The sequence below is a fragment of the Treponema denticola genome (assembly GCF_024181405.1).
In the GTDB taxonomy this organism is placed as follows: domain Bacteria; phylum Spirochaetota; class Spirochaetia; order Treponematales; family Treponemataceae; genus Treponema_B; species Treponema_B denticola_D.
Genome location: NZ_CP051302.1, coordinates 2,648,978 through 2,664,348, shown reverse-complemented (window position 1 = coordinate 2,664,348; position 15,371 = coordinate 2,648,978). Strand labels below are relative to the sequence as shown.

The 15,371-nt window shown below is 35.7% G+C and carries 9 protein-coding genes and 1 pseudogene; 2 read left to right on the top strand and 8 right to left on the bottom strand.

Features of this window, described 5'->3' with window-relative positions; translation table 11 throughout:
* Nucleotides 1–5: 5 nt before the first annotated feature.
* From HGJ18_RS12390 to HGJ18_RS12370, 5 genes are all read right to left on the bottom strand, one after another.
* Nucleotides 6–1,391: a small ribosomal subunit Rsm22 family protein gene (locus HGJ18_RS12390; protein ID WP_253696881.1), complete on the bottom strand. Its 1,386-nt coding sequence runs from the start codon at nucleotides 1,389–1,391 to the stop codon at nucleotides 6–8.
* Nucleotides 1,384–1,701, bottom strand: a complete 318-nt coding sequence (locus tag HGJ18_RS12385; protein ID WP_253683202.1) for a MerR family transcriptional regulator — start codon at nucleotides 1,699–1,701, stop codon at nucleotides 1,384–1,386. The genes HGJ18_RS12390 and HGJ18_RS12385 overlap by 8 nt, the downstream gene beginning before the upstream one ends.
* A 2-nt stretch (nucleotides 1,702–1,703) precedes the next feature.
* Complete coding sequence (gene der / locus HGJ18_RS12380) at nucleotides 1,704–3,134, bottom strand: ribosome biogenesis GTPase Der (RefSeq protein ID WP_253696879.1); 1,431 nt, start codon at nucleotides 3,132–3,134, stop codon at nucleotides 1,704–1,706.
* Nucleotides 3,121–4,905, bottom strand: a complete 1,785-nt coding sequence (ptsP, locus tag HGJ18_RS12375) for a phosphoenolpyruvate--protein phosphotransferase (RefSeq protein WP_253696871.1) — start codon at nucleotides 4,903–4,905, stop codon at nucleotides 3,121–3,123. Before ptsP ends, der begins: the two co-directional genes overlap by 14 nt.
* An 82-nt stretch (nucleotides 4,906–4,987) precedes the next feature.
* Nucleotides 4,988–5,854 (bottom strand): Rpn family recombination-promoting nuclease/putative transposase, encoded by an 867-nt coding sequence (locus HGJ18_RS12370; protein WP_253696870.1) that lies wholly within the window; start codon nucleotides 5,852–5,854, stop codon nucleotides 4,988–4,990.
* Between the two features lie 475 nt (nucleotides 5,855–6,329).
* On the opposite strand from HGJ18_RS12370, the pseudogene HGJ18_RS12365 reads away from it, so the two are divergent.
* Nucleotides 6,330–6,655 (top strand): annotated as a pseudogene (locus HGJ18_RS12365) (nuclease/transposase family protein); the annotation flags it as partial.
* Nucleotides 6,656–6,716: 61 nt separating this feature from the next.
* Here HGJ18_RS12365 and HGJ18_RS12360 read toward each other — a convergent pair.
* The 3 genes from HGJ18_RS12360 to HGJ18_RS12350 all read right to left on the bottom strand — a co-directional run bounded on the left by HGJ18_RS12360 (nucleotide 6,717) and on the right by HGJ18_RS12350 (nucleotide 13,858).
* Complete coding sequence (locus HGJ18_RS12360; RefSeq protein WP_253696868.1) at nucleotides 6,717–7,481, bottom strand: hypothetical protein; 765 nt, start codon at nucleotides 7,479–7,481, stop codon at nucleotides 6,717–6,719.
* A 101-nt stretch (nucleotides 7,482–7,582) separates the two neighbouring features.
* Entirely contained in the window at nucleotides 7,583–10,996 is a 3,414-nt protein-coding gene (locus HGJ18_RS12355; protein WP_253696867.1) for a UvrD-helicase domain-containing protein, read from the bottom strand.
* A gap of 24 nt (nucleotides 10,997–11,020) precedes the next feature.
* A complete protein-coding gene (locus HGJ18_RS12350; RefSeq protein WP_253696865.1) occupies nucleotides 11,021–13,858 on the bottom strand; it encodes a PD-(D/E)XK nuclease family protein in 2,838 nt (945 codons plus the stop codon).
* A 112-nt stretch (nucleotides 13,859–13,970) separates the two neighbouring features.
* Here HGJ18_RS12350 and trkA point away from each other — a divergent pair, with 112 nt between their 5' ends.
* Complete coding sequence (trkA, locus tag HGJ18_RS12345) at nucleotides 13,971–15,371, top strand: Trk system potassium transporter TrkA (protein WP_253696863.1); 1,401 nt, start codon at nucleotides 13,971–13,973, stop codon at nucleotides 15,369–15,371.

Here is a 15,371-nt window from a genome sequence, read left to right as displayed (position 1 = left end):
TATAATTAAACCCTTATAATCAAAGCACCGGTTTTTCTGTCATGGAAGAACCGGTTTATTTTTTCGTCTTCAATTTTTATAAGAGAGCCGTCTACATATTCTTTAAGCTTTGACCAAGAGCCTTTTTTTTCGGTTAAAAGTAAAAAGCCTTTTTCGGAACAAGCATAACGGCCGATCTTTCCATCACCAAGCTTTATTATTTCGGAGCTTATGCGTGCAAGGAAATCTTTTTTTTCATTTTTAGATTCACCCGGCTTTTCTTTGTTTTCTTCTCCTTTGCAATATATAAAAGAAAGGCTTGCTCTGGTCTTTTCAAGTCTTGCCGCTTCAGAAAGCTCTACAAGCTTTGGAGGAGCATCATCCGCATAAAAAGAAAAATGGCACCATTTATCCGAGGCTATAGGATATTTTATATTTTTTTGTTCAGCCGTTTTTTTCCCGGGGATGGGACAGATTTCTACATGGGGACAGGGAGAAATAATTTTATATTTTTTTTCGATAAAGTTTTTACGCAAGGCCGAAACGAACTCGCCTGCAAGGGGAATGCCGGGCTCAATTATCAAAGCGGCTCCATCATTTTGAAGATAATGTCGAATTGTTTTTGCAGCTCTTTCAGCTTCTCCTTCAATTTTAATTGAAGAATCCCAAAATATTTCGTTAAACATATTTGCACTTACAAAAAGGTTTACCTTTTCTTTTAACGGAAGACCGAAGCTGCCGTTTAATTTTGTAAGCTTCCAATTCGATGTTTGTGCTACTTTGGTATTTTGATTTGTAAAAGCAAAAAGAGAATTAAACAAAGCCTCTCCAGCCGCCAAAGCCTTCCCCGAAATATCGGCACAATACCAATGAAGTTTTTTTGAGCGCAATTCAGGCTTGGCAATCCAAAAAGCACACATAAGAGTCATTGGCCCGCAGCCGAAGTCTGCAATTATGTCGCCGTCCTTTAAATCAAAATCAAGGTTACCTATCAATTTTGAAATACGCACCAAGTTCCACCACATATAGTGGTAAATATAGGATGTTAATTTTACGGGATTGTTTAGGTAATTTACTTTTCGCGAGCCTCTTTCATTTGTAAGCTCATGGAATAAGATACGGATATCCTTTGGAACCGAAGCAGCTTGCTTTGAAGAAAGTTTTAGAGCATCCTTTATTATTAAATCAAAGGAATTTAAAAGAGCTTTTGTATCTTCATCATTTTCTTTAAAAATATTTTTGCCGGTATTTTTTGTCTTTACAATCTTTACCGGAAACTCTTCCCGATTATTTTTCTTTTTGATCTTCTTTTCATTCAGATTTTCATCAATTTCTTTCTTTTTTTGATGATGAATTTTTGCCTCATTCTTTTTTACAAATTCTTCGTAAAATGGTTTATTTTGTTCAGTCATTTTTTTCTTCCCGTATAATTCCGTAAATATCTAAAAGCTGATCCCTAAGCTCGGATATTTTAGCTGTAAGGGAGCCTTGGGCTGCACTTTGGTTTATTATTTCGGCAGCAGCTCCTTCAACCGTGTACTTTTTTTTATTTATTAAATAATCCAGCCGATAGATGATTCCTAAATCATGGGAGCTGTAAATACGCCTTCCACCCAAATCTTTTTTAGGCTGCAAGATGGGAATATTGTCTTCCCAATATCTTAAAGTATGAGATTTTATCCCTGTAATTTTTTCAACTTCACCTATCGAAAAACCTTTCATTCCTAAAGCCTTTCTTCCCAGCGTTTTCGGCTTCCCTTAACTTTAAGCAAGATAGGAATCATTTCAAAACCCAAATCGCTTCTGATTTTATTTTGAATATACCTCATATAAGACTCGGTTACATAATCGGGTCTGTTTGAAAATAACAAAAATTCCGGCGGACGGGAACCTGTCTGCACAATGTACTTAAATGTAAAGGCTGTTTGACGGCCTTGCGGAGGGGGAGCAGCCTGAAGCCAATCTTTTAAGGCAATGTTTAGAGCCGAGGTTTCTATTTTTTTATTTAACTGCTCGAACATTTTGACGGCCGTGTTTAAAAGCTCTTTAATTCCCGTCCCCTCATTTGCCGAAATAGCGAGTACGGGAGCATAATCCATTTTGCCGAACATAACTTTTATGCGTTCTTCTTCATCCTCAAAAGCTTTTTTTGTTTGCTCCATCAAATCCCATTTATTTAAAACAAAGATAACGCCGAGGCCGCGGTTAGTAGCCTGCACTATAATTTTTTTATCCTGTTCTGTTAAGCCTTCTTGAACATCTATCAGATGAAAAACTATATCGGCATTGTCCATGCTTTTAATTGCACGCACTACGGAATAATATTCTATATCTTCACTGACCTTTGCTTTGCGCCTTATTCCCGCAGTATCCTGAATAAGGAATTTTTTATTTTTATAAGAAAATTCTCCTTCAACAATATCGCGGGTAGTCCCTGCAACATTTGAAATTATCGAAGCGGAAGAACCTGTAAGATAATTTGCCAATGTTGACTTTCCCGTATTGGGTTTACCGACGATTGTAATTCTTATTGTATCATCTTCTTCAAGTTCTTCTACCTTGCTAAAATCAAGACCGGCTGTCAACTCTTCAGCCAGTTCCGAAATATTATCGCCGTGCTCGGCACTTATACAGGTCAAGGATTTAAAACCGTAAGAGTAATAGTTGCAAGCCTCCGCCATGAGTCTTCCGCCTTCGGTCTTATTTACGGCAACAACCAGCTTATTAAAATATGGCCGTAAAAATTGAATAAACTCTTCGTCTTCCGCAGTTGCAAGACCTGCATCGAGAAGAAGCAAAATCCTGTCGGCTTTTTTTAAGGTGGAAATAGTTTTTTCCATGACAAGTTCATCTATCGTATCTTCAAATGCATCACCGCTTCTTGTAAGCTTAAAGCCGCCCGTATCGACAAGCATGACAGGAAGGCCGTTTATAATTGCCTGTGCTTCAATAGGATCGCGGGTTACGCCGGGAGTCGGATCGGTGATGGAACGGCGTTTTCTTAAAAAGCGGTTAAACAATGTAGACTTGCCGACATTGGGACGGCCTACAATGGCTATCAAAGGAATGTTTTTATATTTTTTTTGATGAAAAAATTCCGAGCTATCCGGACTTATATTTTCTTCATCAATAATTTCATCTTTATTTTTCAGCATAATATTTCTCCAATGTTTTTTGTACCTCTGTTTTTATTTGAGACGCGGAATTTAATTTTTTAATTTTTTCGTATAAGGCTTCCGCATCCTTTACATTTACGGACTGCATAAACTTTTGCATTTTTAAAATTTTCCCGGCAGGCATACTGAAATGTCTCAAGCCCATTCCCAAAAGTAAAAAGGCGGCATCTTCATGCGAAGCCATTTCTCCGCACATAGAAACCAAATGCCCTACCTGTTCTTTTATAAACCTTTGTGCATCAATAACGTTTTTGATAAGCCGCAAAACAGCCGGTTCAAAATAATTTGCAAGATAAGCGACCTTTGTGTTTTCCCTGTCTGCCGCCATTGTGTATTGAATAAGATCGTTTGTTCCGATAGAAAAGAAATCCAGATACGGAGCATAGAGGTCGGCGGCTACAGCCGTAGAGGGAACTTCAACCATAATCCCTACATTAACCTTTTCAATTATTTTTTCCCCGGCAGCATTACATTCAAGTTTACATTCTTCGATTATTTTTTTAACTTCGATAATTTCTTCAATGTTTGAAATCATCGGAATCAAAAGAAAAACATTTCCGAAAACTCCGGCCCGCAGGATAGCCTTTATTTGAGTTTTAAATACTTCTTTTCTTTCTATGCAATAGCGGACAGCCCGCCATCCGAGAAGGGGATTTTTTTCGCGTAAATTTTCCTGTTCATCAATCATCTTATCGGCACCCACATCGAAGGTTCGAATAATTACGGGCTTTTTGCCCATAGCTTCAACAACTTTTTTATAAGCTTCAAACTGAGTGTCTTCATCGGGAATTTTACCGTCCTCTAAAAATAAAAACTCGGAGCGGAAAAGACCTATGCCGTTTGATACGGTCACGAATTTATTTTCAATTTCTTCGGGGAAGGCAATATTCGCATTTACCGAAACCTTAACTCCGTCCTTTGTTGTGATTGAAAGACGCTCAGTATAATTTTTTTGAGCTTCTAGGAGTTCCTTAATTTCAGCATTTCGTTTTTCAATACGGCCCTCATATTCTTTTATAATGGGCTTGGAAGGGTTAAATAAAACAAAGCCTCCGTCCGCATCGAGAGCCGCAGGCATATTTGTTCGGGCAAAATCCATACAGTTTTTTACACCTACGAGCATGGGAATATCCCAAGCACGGGCCATAATCGAAATATGACTGGTAACGCCGCCCTCTTCCATAATTATACCGTTCACTCCAGCATTTTTTACCAAGAGGGCCTCGGAGGGTTTTATCAGTTTGGCTGCAATAATCGCACCCTTTGGAACTTTTGTAAATCGGGAATCCCTTGCTCCCTGCTTAAGGAGATAAACAAAAACAGATTCAAAAGCATCTTGAATATCTACAGCTCGAGCACTAAGGTATTCATCTCCGGCTGTTTGCAGCATTGCAACAGTTTCGTCCAATTTTCTTTTTAAAACAAACTCGGCATTCATTCTTGTTTTTTCGATATCGGCAAAAACGGAATCCAAAAAGGCCGTATCCGACAGCATAAGAATGTGGGTTGATATAATATCTTCACCGGTCTTGTCGTTTTCGGTTTTTTCTACATCAGATGATGAAGATATCAGTTCCGAAAGCTCATTTTTTGCCTTTTCCACGGCACCGGCCAATCTCGATTTTTGCAAACCAATTTCATTTTCAGATATGGAATAAGAAGGAATCACCGTTTCAGGCTGTTCCATTATACAATACAGCGGTCCGGCGGCTAAACCGTCGGAGGCTATGAGTCCGTTAAGTTTTTTCATACTGTCTTTATTATAGTAGAAAATGGGGGGATTGACAACTATTAGGGGAAGGGACAAACTCCCGTTCAGGAAAGAAATATAGTCATAGTTTTTCTATTTCGTTTTTGCTGAGACCGGTAGCTTCTGCTATATTTTCAATCGATAAGTCTAAACGGAATAAGTTTTTTGCCGTTTCAAGAGCTTTTTGGTATGCCCCTTGCTTAATACCTTTATCAATACCTTCTTGATAACCCACATGTTTCCAAGAGGCCTTATCGTGTTCGTATTTCATGCGGTTTTCATAGAGCCACTTTTCTTTTGGGCTCATTTCCATTACTTCTATCATTGTATTGGCTTTTGCCATCATGGGGGATTCTTGTTCTAACATCTTTCTTACCTCCGGATTATCAGTTTTAATAAATTTCAGCCAGTTGTAAAGTTTCTTTCTCTTTTCGTCCTGTTCAAAGCTTTCTTGTTGTTCTTTAACTTTGGTTAAGTTTAAAAAGTGAATTTCAAGCTCATCGGAAAGCCTTTCGTTTAGGTGCTTTTCTACCACATTATACTCACTGTGAATAAGATTATTTAAATCAAAGCCTTCACCCACTATGTTTATTGTAATACATTTAGGCAGTTTTGTATACACTTCTCCTGTTTTTAAGTTTTCCGTATACATTTTAGCCCAGTAAAAGATGGTTCTTTGAACAAACTCTCTGTTCCATCTGTTTTGAATTTCGACGTCGATAATGGTATTGTTCTTTAGGCGTAATTTTGCGTCTAAAACACCGGTTTTATCGTTTATCGAATCCTTATGAAACTCCTTATCCAGAAGCTCCAAACCTGCAATTGTTTCAGGCGGAATGTCTAAAATACATTCCAGCAAATCCTGTAGTACGTCCTTGCTTTCCTCAGTGCCGAAGACTCGTTTAAAAGCGTAGTCGTTGCGGAGGGTTACTTTAAATGGTTTGTGCATAATTAAGCCTCATTAATAATTTTTGTAAAAGAAGAAAAACTTTTCCCCTTTCATAATTATTGTAGAGATTATTTGTATTTAATAGTAAAATTTGAAAAAGAATTAAATTTTATTGATTATTTAACCGCAGTAAACGCAAAATGCTGAGCTCACGCTCAACTTCGCAAAGGAATTTGTAAAAACTGCATCGATTAAAAAAATCTTTTTCTAATTTACTATTTTTTTTAAATATTTTCTATAAATATAATGGGGAGGGAGAATGTGAAAAAATCAGAAGAAAAAAAATTGAAGATTTAACAATGCGGGATTCCAAAGGGCTGCAAGTCCTTTTGCAGAGCGAGTACAAACAGCGGAACTTCGAGGTAAAAAGAGATGGGGTTAAAGGGGAAGATGCACAGCCAACGGAGTTTCGAGGTAAAACCACCGCTCTGACTTGAAAAGCTCGTAAGAGAACGGGGGGGCCCTTCCCCTTTTAGAGGTTATAATAAATGCAGAGGCCTTTAAAAACACTAAAGACAAAGAATTAAAAGAATTTTTAGAATACCTTAAAACCGGTAAGGCGAAGAGTGAATTTACAAGGAGGATAGAAGAAATGATACAAACAATAAAAGAAAACGAACAGGCAAGACAAGAATATAGATTGATGTCACCTTTTGAGATTGACGCTAGGTATAAAGGCTTTTCAGAAGGGTTAAAGCAAAAATCAATAGAAACCGCTAAACTTATGAAGCAAAAAACTTTGATATAGCTTTAATTAAAGAAATAACCGGTCTTCCTGAATCCGAGATTGAGGAACTGTAAATTAGGGGAGGTATAGCCGGCGAAGCTTCGAGGCTAAACACCTTGATATTATCTCAAGACATCATTCTTTTTTAGAAAAATTAAAAGAAAAGCACATTGACCCGAAACGGTAGATTTTCAGTCTGGAGCCTTCGGCTTTATCATTTCTCTTCCAGCGTTCTTCGCCTCCCCACTGGATCTTGTTTCTTTCAAAATATGGGCCCATCCATTCCTTAGGCTGTGTCGATACCATCTCAGCTATATCTTTCTTTCCCTGTTCAAGAGAAATACCCGGACCTTCCGAATACAGCTCCATTATTTTTTGCGTATAGACAAAAGCACCTTCTGCTGCATCTTTTTCTTCTATAAGTTTTAGAGCCGCGTCATTATGATGAGAGTGCAGCTCCTTAAGAGACTTTCCCCGATATATGAGTTCAAAGGAATGGCGTTCTTTTAATTTTGCAACTTCTTCCTTTGTAAGCTTAAATGGAGGATATTTAGGTTCAACCTTGTAAAGATAATAAATTAATTCTGAAGATTCATTTTGAGCTACAATAAAGTATTCTTTTTTATAATCTTGTACAAATCGATAAAAGCTTAGATGAGGCAGCGTATAATTATATAAAAGATAAGTGTCTTCATAATTCTCTATTACCTTACTATACCAGCAGCCTTTCCACTTTAAGGAATTTTCAATATTTTGTCTGATAACTTCATTTGAAGGAATATAGGTTACTCCGGGAGTTGTTTTAGGCTTATTGGGAGAAAAGAAAATGATATTATAAATAAGGCCGTCTTTTAAAATTTCTTTAAGATTATGATTTGCTCTTTGTAGTTTTAATTCCATAAATTATACCCTCTAATAATATATCAAATAAAATTTTAAAAAGTCTACAAAAAGTTTATTTTTTTGCAGCGGGAGAGATCTCTCCGGTTTGTCTAAATTACCTATATCTCAAGCTCAACACAGTGTCCCGTTTTTAGATAGAAAATAAAGGTCTTGACCTCGATGGGCTTATCCGAATTTTCTTTAAGATTTTCCGATTCGGTTTTTGCAAGATCGGAGGCGGCTTTTTTATAAATCTTCAGCTGGGTCAAGTGTGAATCCTGATTTTCTATCTCGTCGGTTTTATAATCTACAACATAGACTATTCCGTCTTTTTTAAAAAGTAAGTCTATCTGTCCGCTTACAATTTGTCCTTCATAATCCGTTAAAAAACCGTATTCGCTTTTTACTTGTTTCGCTTCTTTTGCAAGCGCATACATATCCGAATTAAAGAAATTATCGGCCCAAGCATAAATCTTTTTTCTTTCAGTTTCGGAATGACCTTTCGGATAGATAAATTCTTTATTTAAAAGACGGGCTTCTATTAGGGCATGGGTAAGAGTTCCCAGTTCGGCAGCCGTAAATTCTTTTTGTTCAGCTCTATCCTTAGAAGAATCAGGCAGCTTATCTTTTTCGGAAGTAAAAGAATACAAATAACCTTCTTTCGATTTTTTATTTATCTCATGGGCAAGGCCTGTAGCGGTAGTTATTCTTTTTTCTGCAAGATTAAATTCTTTTACTTTAGAAGAAGCAAAAAGTTTTTCAAAATTGACTTTTTCATGCTTTTGTGTTTTTAAATTATTAAACAGCTTCTTTCTTTCGGTAGGTAAAATCTCAATAAAAATAATATCTTCATGTTTATCGGGAAGAGCAGGCAAAAGCAATTCAAAAAAACTTATAGTCTTGTCCGAAAGTTTAAGCATGCTTTTTATTTCTTCAAGACTTCTTGAATCTGAAGATGAACAATCGTTAGCTTCATCTTTTTTATAATCTTTGGAGTCTTCATTTTGTAAATGATTATATACGCCGCTTATAATTAAATAGGATTCGGCTCTTGTAGCTGCAACATAAAGAAGCCGCTTCGTTTCGGCAATAAGCTTTGCATTAGCCTCATCACGTAATGATTCAAAAATCAAATTACCCGCTTTCGCAGACAAGTCCGGAGCCTTGGGAGAATACAAAACAGGCCCCATATCTTCATTATAAAAAACGAGCCCCTCTTTTTTTTCAGGGATACCCCTATTTCCGCAGTCGGGAACTATAACAATAGGGAATTCCAAACCTTTGCTTTTATGCACAGTTAAAAATTGAACAGAGTCTTTTTGATCATCTAAGGGAAGCTCCATATCATCAAGTCTTTCATTATCTTCAATATGAGATGAAAGCAAATCCACAAATTGAGAAAAAGTTAATCCGTTGATGTCGGCTTGGCAGGCGAGCTCAAAAAGATAATCATACAAATCCATATAGTGATGATTTTCTTCATTGCTCAATAAAAAATATCTATAAGCTTCTTCATACCAAAGATATGTAACCGACTCGGCACAGCTCATAGTTAAAATATTTTTATTTAAGCGAGCAAATAAATCGCAAGCCCGCAAATAGGCATCTTTATTTTTTTCATTTAATTTTTCCGCTAAAGAAATATCGAAAGCTTTTGTAAAATTTAAAAGTAAAACTGCAAAGGCATCATCATCTATATTTACAAAAGGCGAATGTAAAACTTGAGCATAAGTTTTTTTATCGGAAGGATAGGCTATAATTTTAAGCATAGCATAAATATCGTTTATAGGTGCATCATTAAACAAACCTCTCTGCTGCACACTCCTATAGGGAATACCAAAATTGCGGAAAACTCTTTCGTATGTACTTTGCTTTGTTGAAGCCCTAAGCAAGACGGCAAAGTCGCTCCATGAACAAGCTCTTGCAGATTTACCGTCCCTAATTTTAAAACCTTGATTATGCAATTCTAAAATTCTTTTTGCAAGATAAAAAGCTTCAGCTTCTACAGGACTAAGAAACCGGCTTGAATCTTCCAAAGCATTAAATCTTTTTTTATCAAAAAACATTATTTCAATTTTCGGGTCAACTCCTTTTACGGGAGCTCTAGTTTCAGTCGGCACATACTCCGCTTCATAGGGAGGAACAAATCCGTTTTTTTCCAAGGGCTTATTTATTTCGGAATAAAAAACTTTGGAAAATATTGTATTAAATAAATTTATAAGAGTAGGCTCCGTGCGGTAATTTATCAAGAGCCTTGTGGCGGCAAGCCTTTCTTTATCCGAAATATCGTCCGCAAGTTTTCGGAATACGGAAACATCAGCTCCTCTAAAAGCATAGATCGACTGCTTCTCATCTCCGACAAAAAAAAGTTTATTGGGACAAAGCTCCTGAGGACCGGGAACGGATTTTTCGGAGCGTTCAAGTTTTTCTGCAATTAAAAAAAGCAAATCTCGTTGCAGACTATTGTTATCTTGAAATTCATCTATCATAATAATGTCTGCATTCTTTTTATAAAAGTTTCTTAAATCTACATCATTTATCAAAACATCCACAGCAAGCTGTGACACATCCGAAAAAGTTAAAAGACCTCTTTGTTTTTTTTCATATATATATTCTTTTTGAAGCTCATTAAGCATATCAAAAAAAGAAGCCAAGAACTCACGCGAATACTCAAAATTATAAATACACACAAGTTTTTCATATATGACTCTTGATTTTTCTTTTATTTCTTTTACGGTATCATTTCCTCTACCTTTTGCTGTTTTAGAAATTTTATCGACAACAGTAAGCAGCTTAATAAAAGCTTCATCTTTTACCGATTCTGGAAAATGAGGAAGGTTAGAGTATTCGCTCATAGCTTCTTCCGTAAAATTTTTAGAAGGATCGTTTTCTTTTATAAATTCAAAAACATCAAAACATTCCGCTAGAGTTTTTCTTTCTTCATCATCATGATATTTTATCTGAGCTTCTAAACTTTTTTTAAAATCAATTGGTTTTGAAATCAAAACATACTTACTTAATAATTTTACAAAAAGCCCCGAAACAAAATCATCTATTCCGTTATCTCCCAAAAAAAACTGCATGGTTTTATCCGATCGCATTTTCAAAAAGAAATCCAAGCCTATGCGGTAAGCCAGCTTTTCCGATTCGGCATTATCAATGGTAAAATCGGGAGAAATACCTAAGTTTCTACATGCATCTCTTGCTATTCTATTGCAAAAAGAATCTATTGTCGAAATTTTTGCAAGATGAAATTTTTCGATAGCATTTTTTGCATTAGGATGATCTATTTTTTTTAACTCGTTATAAATTCTTTTATGCATTTCGGCAGCAGCTTTTTCGGTAAAAGTTAGAGCTATTATTTTTTCTACGCTGACTCCCTTTTCAACAACAAAATAAACATAGCGTGCAGCCAAAACTTTCGTTTTTCCGGAACCGGCACCCGCAGCAATTACAGAATTTTTTTCAACGCTTACCGCGTTTTTTTGATTTTCATTTAAACTATCCATTATATTTTTTATATAATCATTCATTGTAATTTTTCTCCAATAAAATTTTTAGTTAACTGAATAAGCTGTTCTGCAAATATGTTTAAAGCCGCATTCACTGCATGTTTCAAATGAAACGGTAGAAGGTTTTGTAAAATCTTGGGCTTTCACCTGCTCTGCAAATCTTTCCGCTTCATTAATAAATGCGTCGATTGAAGATTGAAAATCTTCACGGGTTCTTTCGGATCCGTTCCGTGTAACAGGAATAGCTTCATTATCGTTTACAATCTTGTTTATTTTTTGCTGCACAAAACTTAAAAACCATGCATGTTCTATAGTTTCAAAATTTTTCTTTTCTTTTGTTGAATCCTTTTTTAATTTGGATTCAGCCAAGAAGATATACATTGGTATCTGAAAATCTGTCAATTCTATTTCTTCTACACTTGATTTTTTTTTACCGTAGGAAGAATAGGCCGGCATATTATTTGTTTTATAATCTATGATTACTCCGCTCCTTTCATCTTGCGGAAAAGAAGCCCTGTCTATTTTGCCGCGATATAAAATGCCGTCATTTTCCATTTCGATCCATTCTTCTACCCATTTAGGAGCATATCCATCCAAAAGCGAAGCATCGCTTTCTAAAACAAAATTGACGGCTTCCATCACCCTCTTTTTTAAGGATTGAATAAAGGGCTTTGCCAAAGCACCTCTAAAATCCATGGATTTTTCTGCAAGGTCATCGAATATTAAAGAAGCTCTTTCAATATAATTATCTAAGTTTTTAGAATTAAAATATTTATCCGTTGAACCTATCTCTTTATATAGAACTTCCAAAACACTGTGCGAAAGGTTGCCGATATTTCTGGCATCAAAGATACCGGCATCATAGTTTTCCGAAAAGACGGAAAGAACTTTTTCTAAAAACCATGAAACGGGACACTCGGTAAATATTTTTAAATCGGTTTGACTTAATTTAAGAGCACCTTCCTTAAATAAATTTTCGTTCATATACGAATTTAATTCTTCACTAATCCCATCGTATGAATTTTGCAAATAAGAAAAATCTTTTTTTCTCTTTAATGTTGAAAATGTTGAGACTGCATTTTTTTGAATCTTATATATTGCAGAAGTTTCCTCTAATGCCTCTTCTTTATCTAGGGAATAATCAAGTAAAAAAGAATCATAGGATTTTAATTCTTCTATTTTTTTATTTACCCGTTCAGCATTTTTAATTTCTTCATCTTCAGAAATTTCAAAAAGACTATTTATAATCAAATACGAATTAAAATTATGAGGACTAAAACTAAAAACGGTATTTGGAGATTCTGTATAGGCTTCAAAAAAATAAGAAGATGCATCGGTTTCAAAAACACCCAAGGCATCTCTTTTATCCTTACGCAAAAAAGAAAGTTTATTATAAATAATATTTGTATGGTCTTGACTGCAATTTAAAACAAAATGATAGCTAAAAGGAGTTGCGGCGGCAACTCTGTAAGGAAAAATACTTACGGCAAGCCCCGTGTTTTGAGGAACATAGATAGCCTTATCCAATTCCGAAATAAAAAACTTAAACCTGTCACAGGGCATGTAGGCTTCAAACTTATCTTCCAAATATAAAAATTCTTGAAGACAAGAAATACAGCGGCCCAAGATTGCATTATCTTTTTCGGAAAAAAGATTTTCATCTATCAATTCATTTCTAAATAAAAAATAATTTTTTTGTAAATCTGCAAAAGTTTTAGATTCGCAAATTCTATTTACGGCATAATAAAAACTATAAAACCAATCCCTCGCTTTTTTCTTTTGTTCAACTTCAATTTCATCTCTTTCATAATTTATTTTAAAAGATTCAATCCAAATATTTTTATAAACAGTATCTTCTTTATTTTCTTTCCACGATACTGCACAATTATTTTTTACGCCGTAATCTATTAAGGCTTCAGCCCCTTCCCTATCCTTCCAAGGAATATGCTTATTTAAAACAATCGGTTTTATAAATTCAAAAGCAAAATTATTTTGCACACAATCATAAATAAGGGAAAAAAGTTTACCGGCTTGTTCAAGTCCCAACTTAAAGCCCGAGCGGAATTCGGCCGGAATCCCTCTAAGATAAAATTCTCTTTTTATATAAGCTGCATAGTTTTCAATATCGGGAACACTTACGGCAATCTCATCGGCTCTCACTCCTTCACTGAGAAGTTTTTCAATTTGTAAAACCGTATTTTTTAATTCGCTTCTGGAATTTTTATAAACATCAATTAAGTTTTCTTTTTGATTAAATTTAGGACATGGAATATAGCTGATTTCTTCCTGTTGCCTTAAAAGCTCCGCGTGTTCACCAAAATCTTCCATCAATTCGGGATAAATAATAATATATTTTTTTTGATATGAATAAAATTCGGAAGAAACCCAAGAAGGTTCAAACAAAGAATTCTTTTTTAAAAAATCGGCATATTCATTCTTTAAAACAAGATAGTCCTTCATTTCATTATCTTCTAAAAAATCAGAACTTTTATCGGCATACCGCTTTTCAAAGTGATCGAGCTGCGGCAAAATCCCTGCAATCCATTCTGAAAAAACAGCTCCCGTTTCAGCATAGTCCTGCGGGATAAGGAATTTAAACAGCGGTTTTCCGTCTTTTGCCTTTTCCGAATTAAGACGGCTTATATATTGGGCAAAAATTCTGCGCACCGTATTTGATACGGGACTTAAAGAAGAGGCTTTAGAGGCAAGGCAAGATTCTTTAAAGTCGTCCCACGACATATAATTTTCAGAAGGGACAGTCCCCAATCCGGTAATGCTAAGCGATTTTTGAAACCATAACCTTGAAGCAATCCTCGAAGGAAATACAAAAACGTTTTGTAAATCTCTTCCATAAGTCTTTATTGTTTGTTCTATTAAATTCATACCGAATACGATTATATCATAAAATATAAAAATTATTAAGATACAATTAAAATAAACCTACAATCATATTTACACTCTTTTCAAAAAGCAAAATTTGTAGTACTATAAAAATATGAAAATAATTATAGTTGGCGGCGGCGTTACCGGAAGTGAATTAGCCCGCAGGCTCATAAGAAAAAAACATGATGTTGTTTTAATAGAAAGAGATGAAGAAACAGCCCGCCATGCAGCTAATAGACTGGATTGTATGGTAGTACAGGCCGCAGGAAACGACACTCAAATCCTCTTGGATGCAGGCATAAAAAAGGCCGAAGCCATGATAGCCGTAACCGACTCGGATGAACTCAATATGATAATCTGCGGCATCGCGGATAGTCTCGCCCCCCAAGTTATAAAAATAGCAAGAGTCCGTAATGAGGACTATGTAAAGGCTTTAAATTTTTCGGAAGAAAGAACTCTGGGTATAAATGCCCTGGTTTATCCCGACGAAGAAGCAGCCCTCGCCGTTATTCAGGCTATAGAACACGGAGCAGTCAGTGATATTCTGTCCTTTGAGAATTCAAGCTATGAACTTTCCCGATTTAATGTTTGCGAAAAAAGCACTCTGGACGGTCTTGCCGTTTTTGATATCAGAAAATATGTTGACATTCCCTTCATAGTTGTAAGTGTTGAGCAAAACGGAAAAAATAGAATTCCGTCAGGCGATACTATTTTAACGGCAGGAACACGGGTTTCAATTTTAACAAAGCCGGAGCATATAAAAAGATTTTATGAACTGTCAGGCTTCGAAACTCAAGAATTTAAAAAAATTGCCTTGGTAGGAATGGGCCGAATAGGAAAAAGCATTGCGGAATACCTGCTTAAAAATTCAAAAGGAAAATCTTTTCTTTCAAAACTTTTGCCGATCAATCTAAATCAAAAATGGAAGATTTCCATTATCGAAACAAATGATAAAAAGGCAAAGGAAGTCGCTGCCGAATTCCCCGAAGCTTCTATCTATAAAGCTGATGTTACAGACGAATCCTTTGTAGACGAAATAGGCCTTGATTCATTCGACTTGGTAATATGCACAACACCCAACTATGAATTTAATATGATTGCCTGTGCATACTTAAAAACCCTTGGTGTTTATAAAACAATATCCCTCGTTCAAAGCGCCGTACTTGAAAATGTTGCATATAAGATCGGTGTCGATGTTGCAGTTTCTTTTAAAGATGTAGTTGTAGACTCTATAATGAGTCATCTTGTAAGTGAAAATGTAACAAGCGTTCATACAATGGGTGACGGTAAACTTGAAATAATAGAGCTGCAAGTTTCCGAAAAAAGCTCTGTTCTCGGCCAAAAACTAAAAGATATATCTCAGCATGGAGTCTATCTTGTTCTTCTTGTTACGGATGAAAACGAAGAGCAGATTCCTACCGGAGATACGGAGGTCAAGGCCGGATATAAAATTGTCTTTATAGTAAAATCTTCGAGAAGCGACGAAATTATAAAAATGTTCGGAGGTAATTAG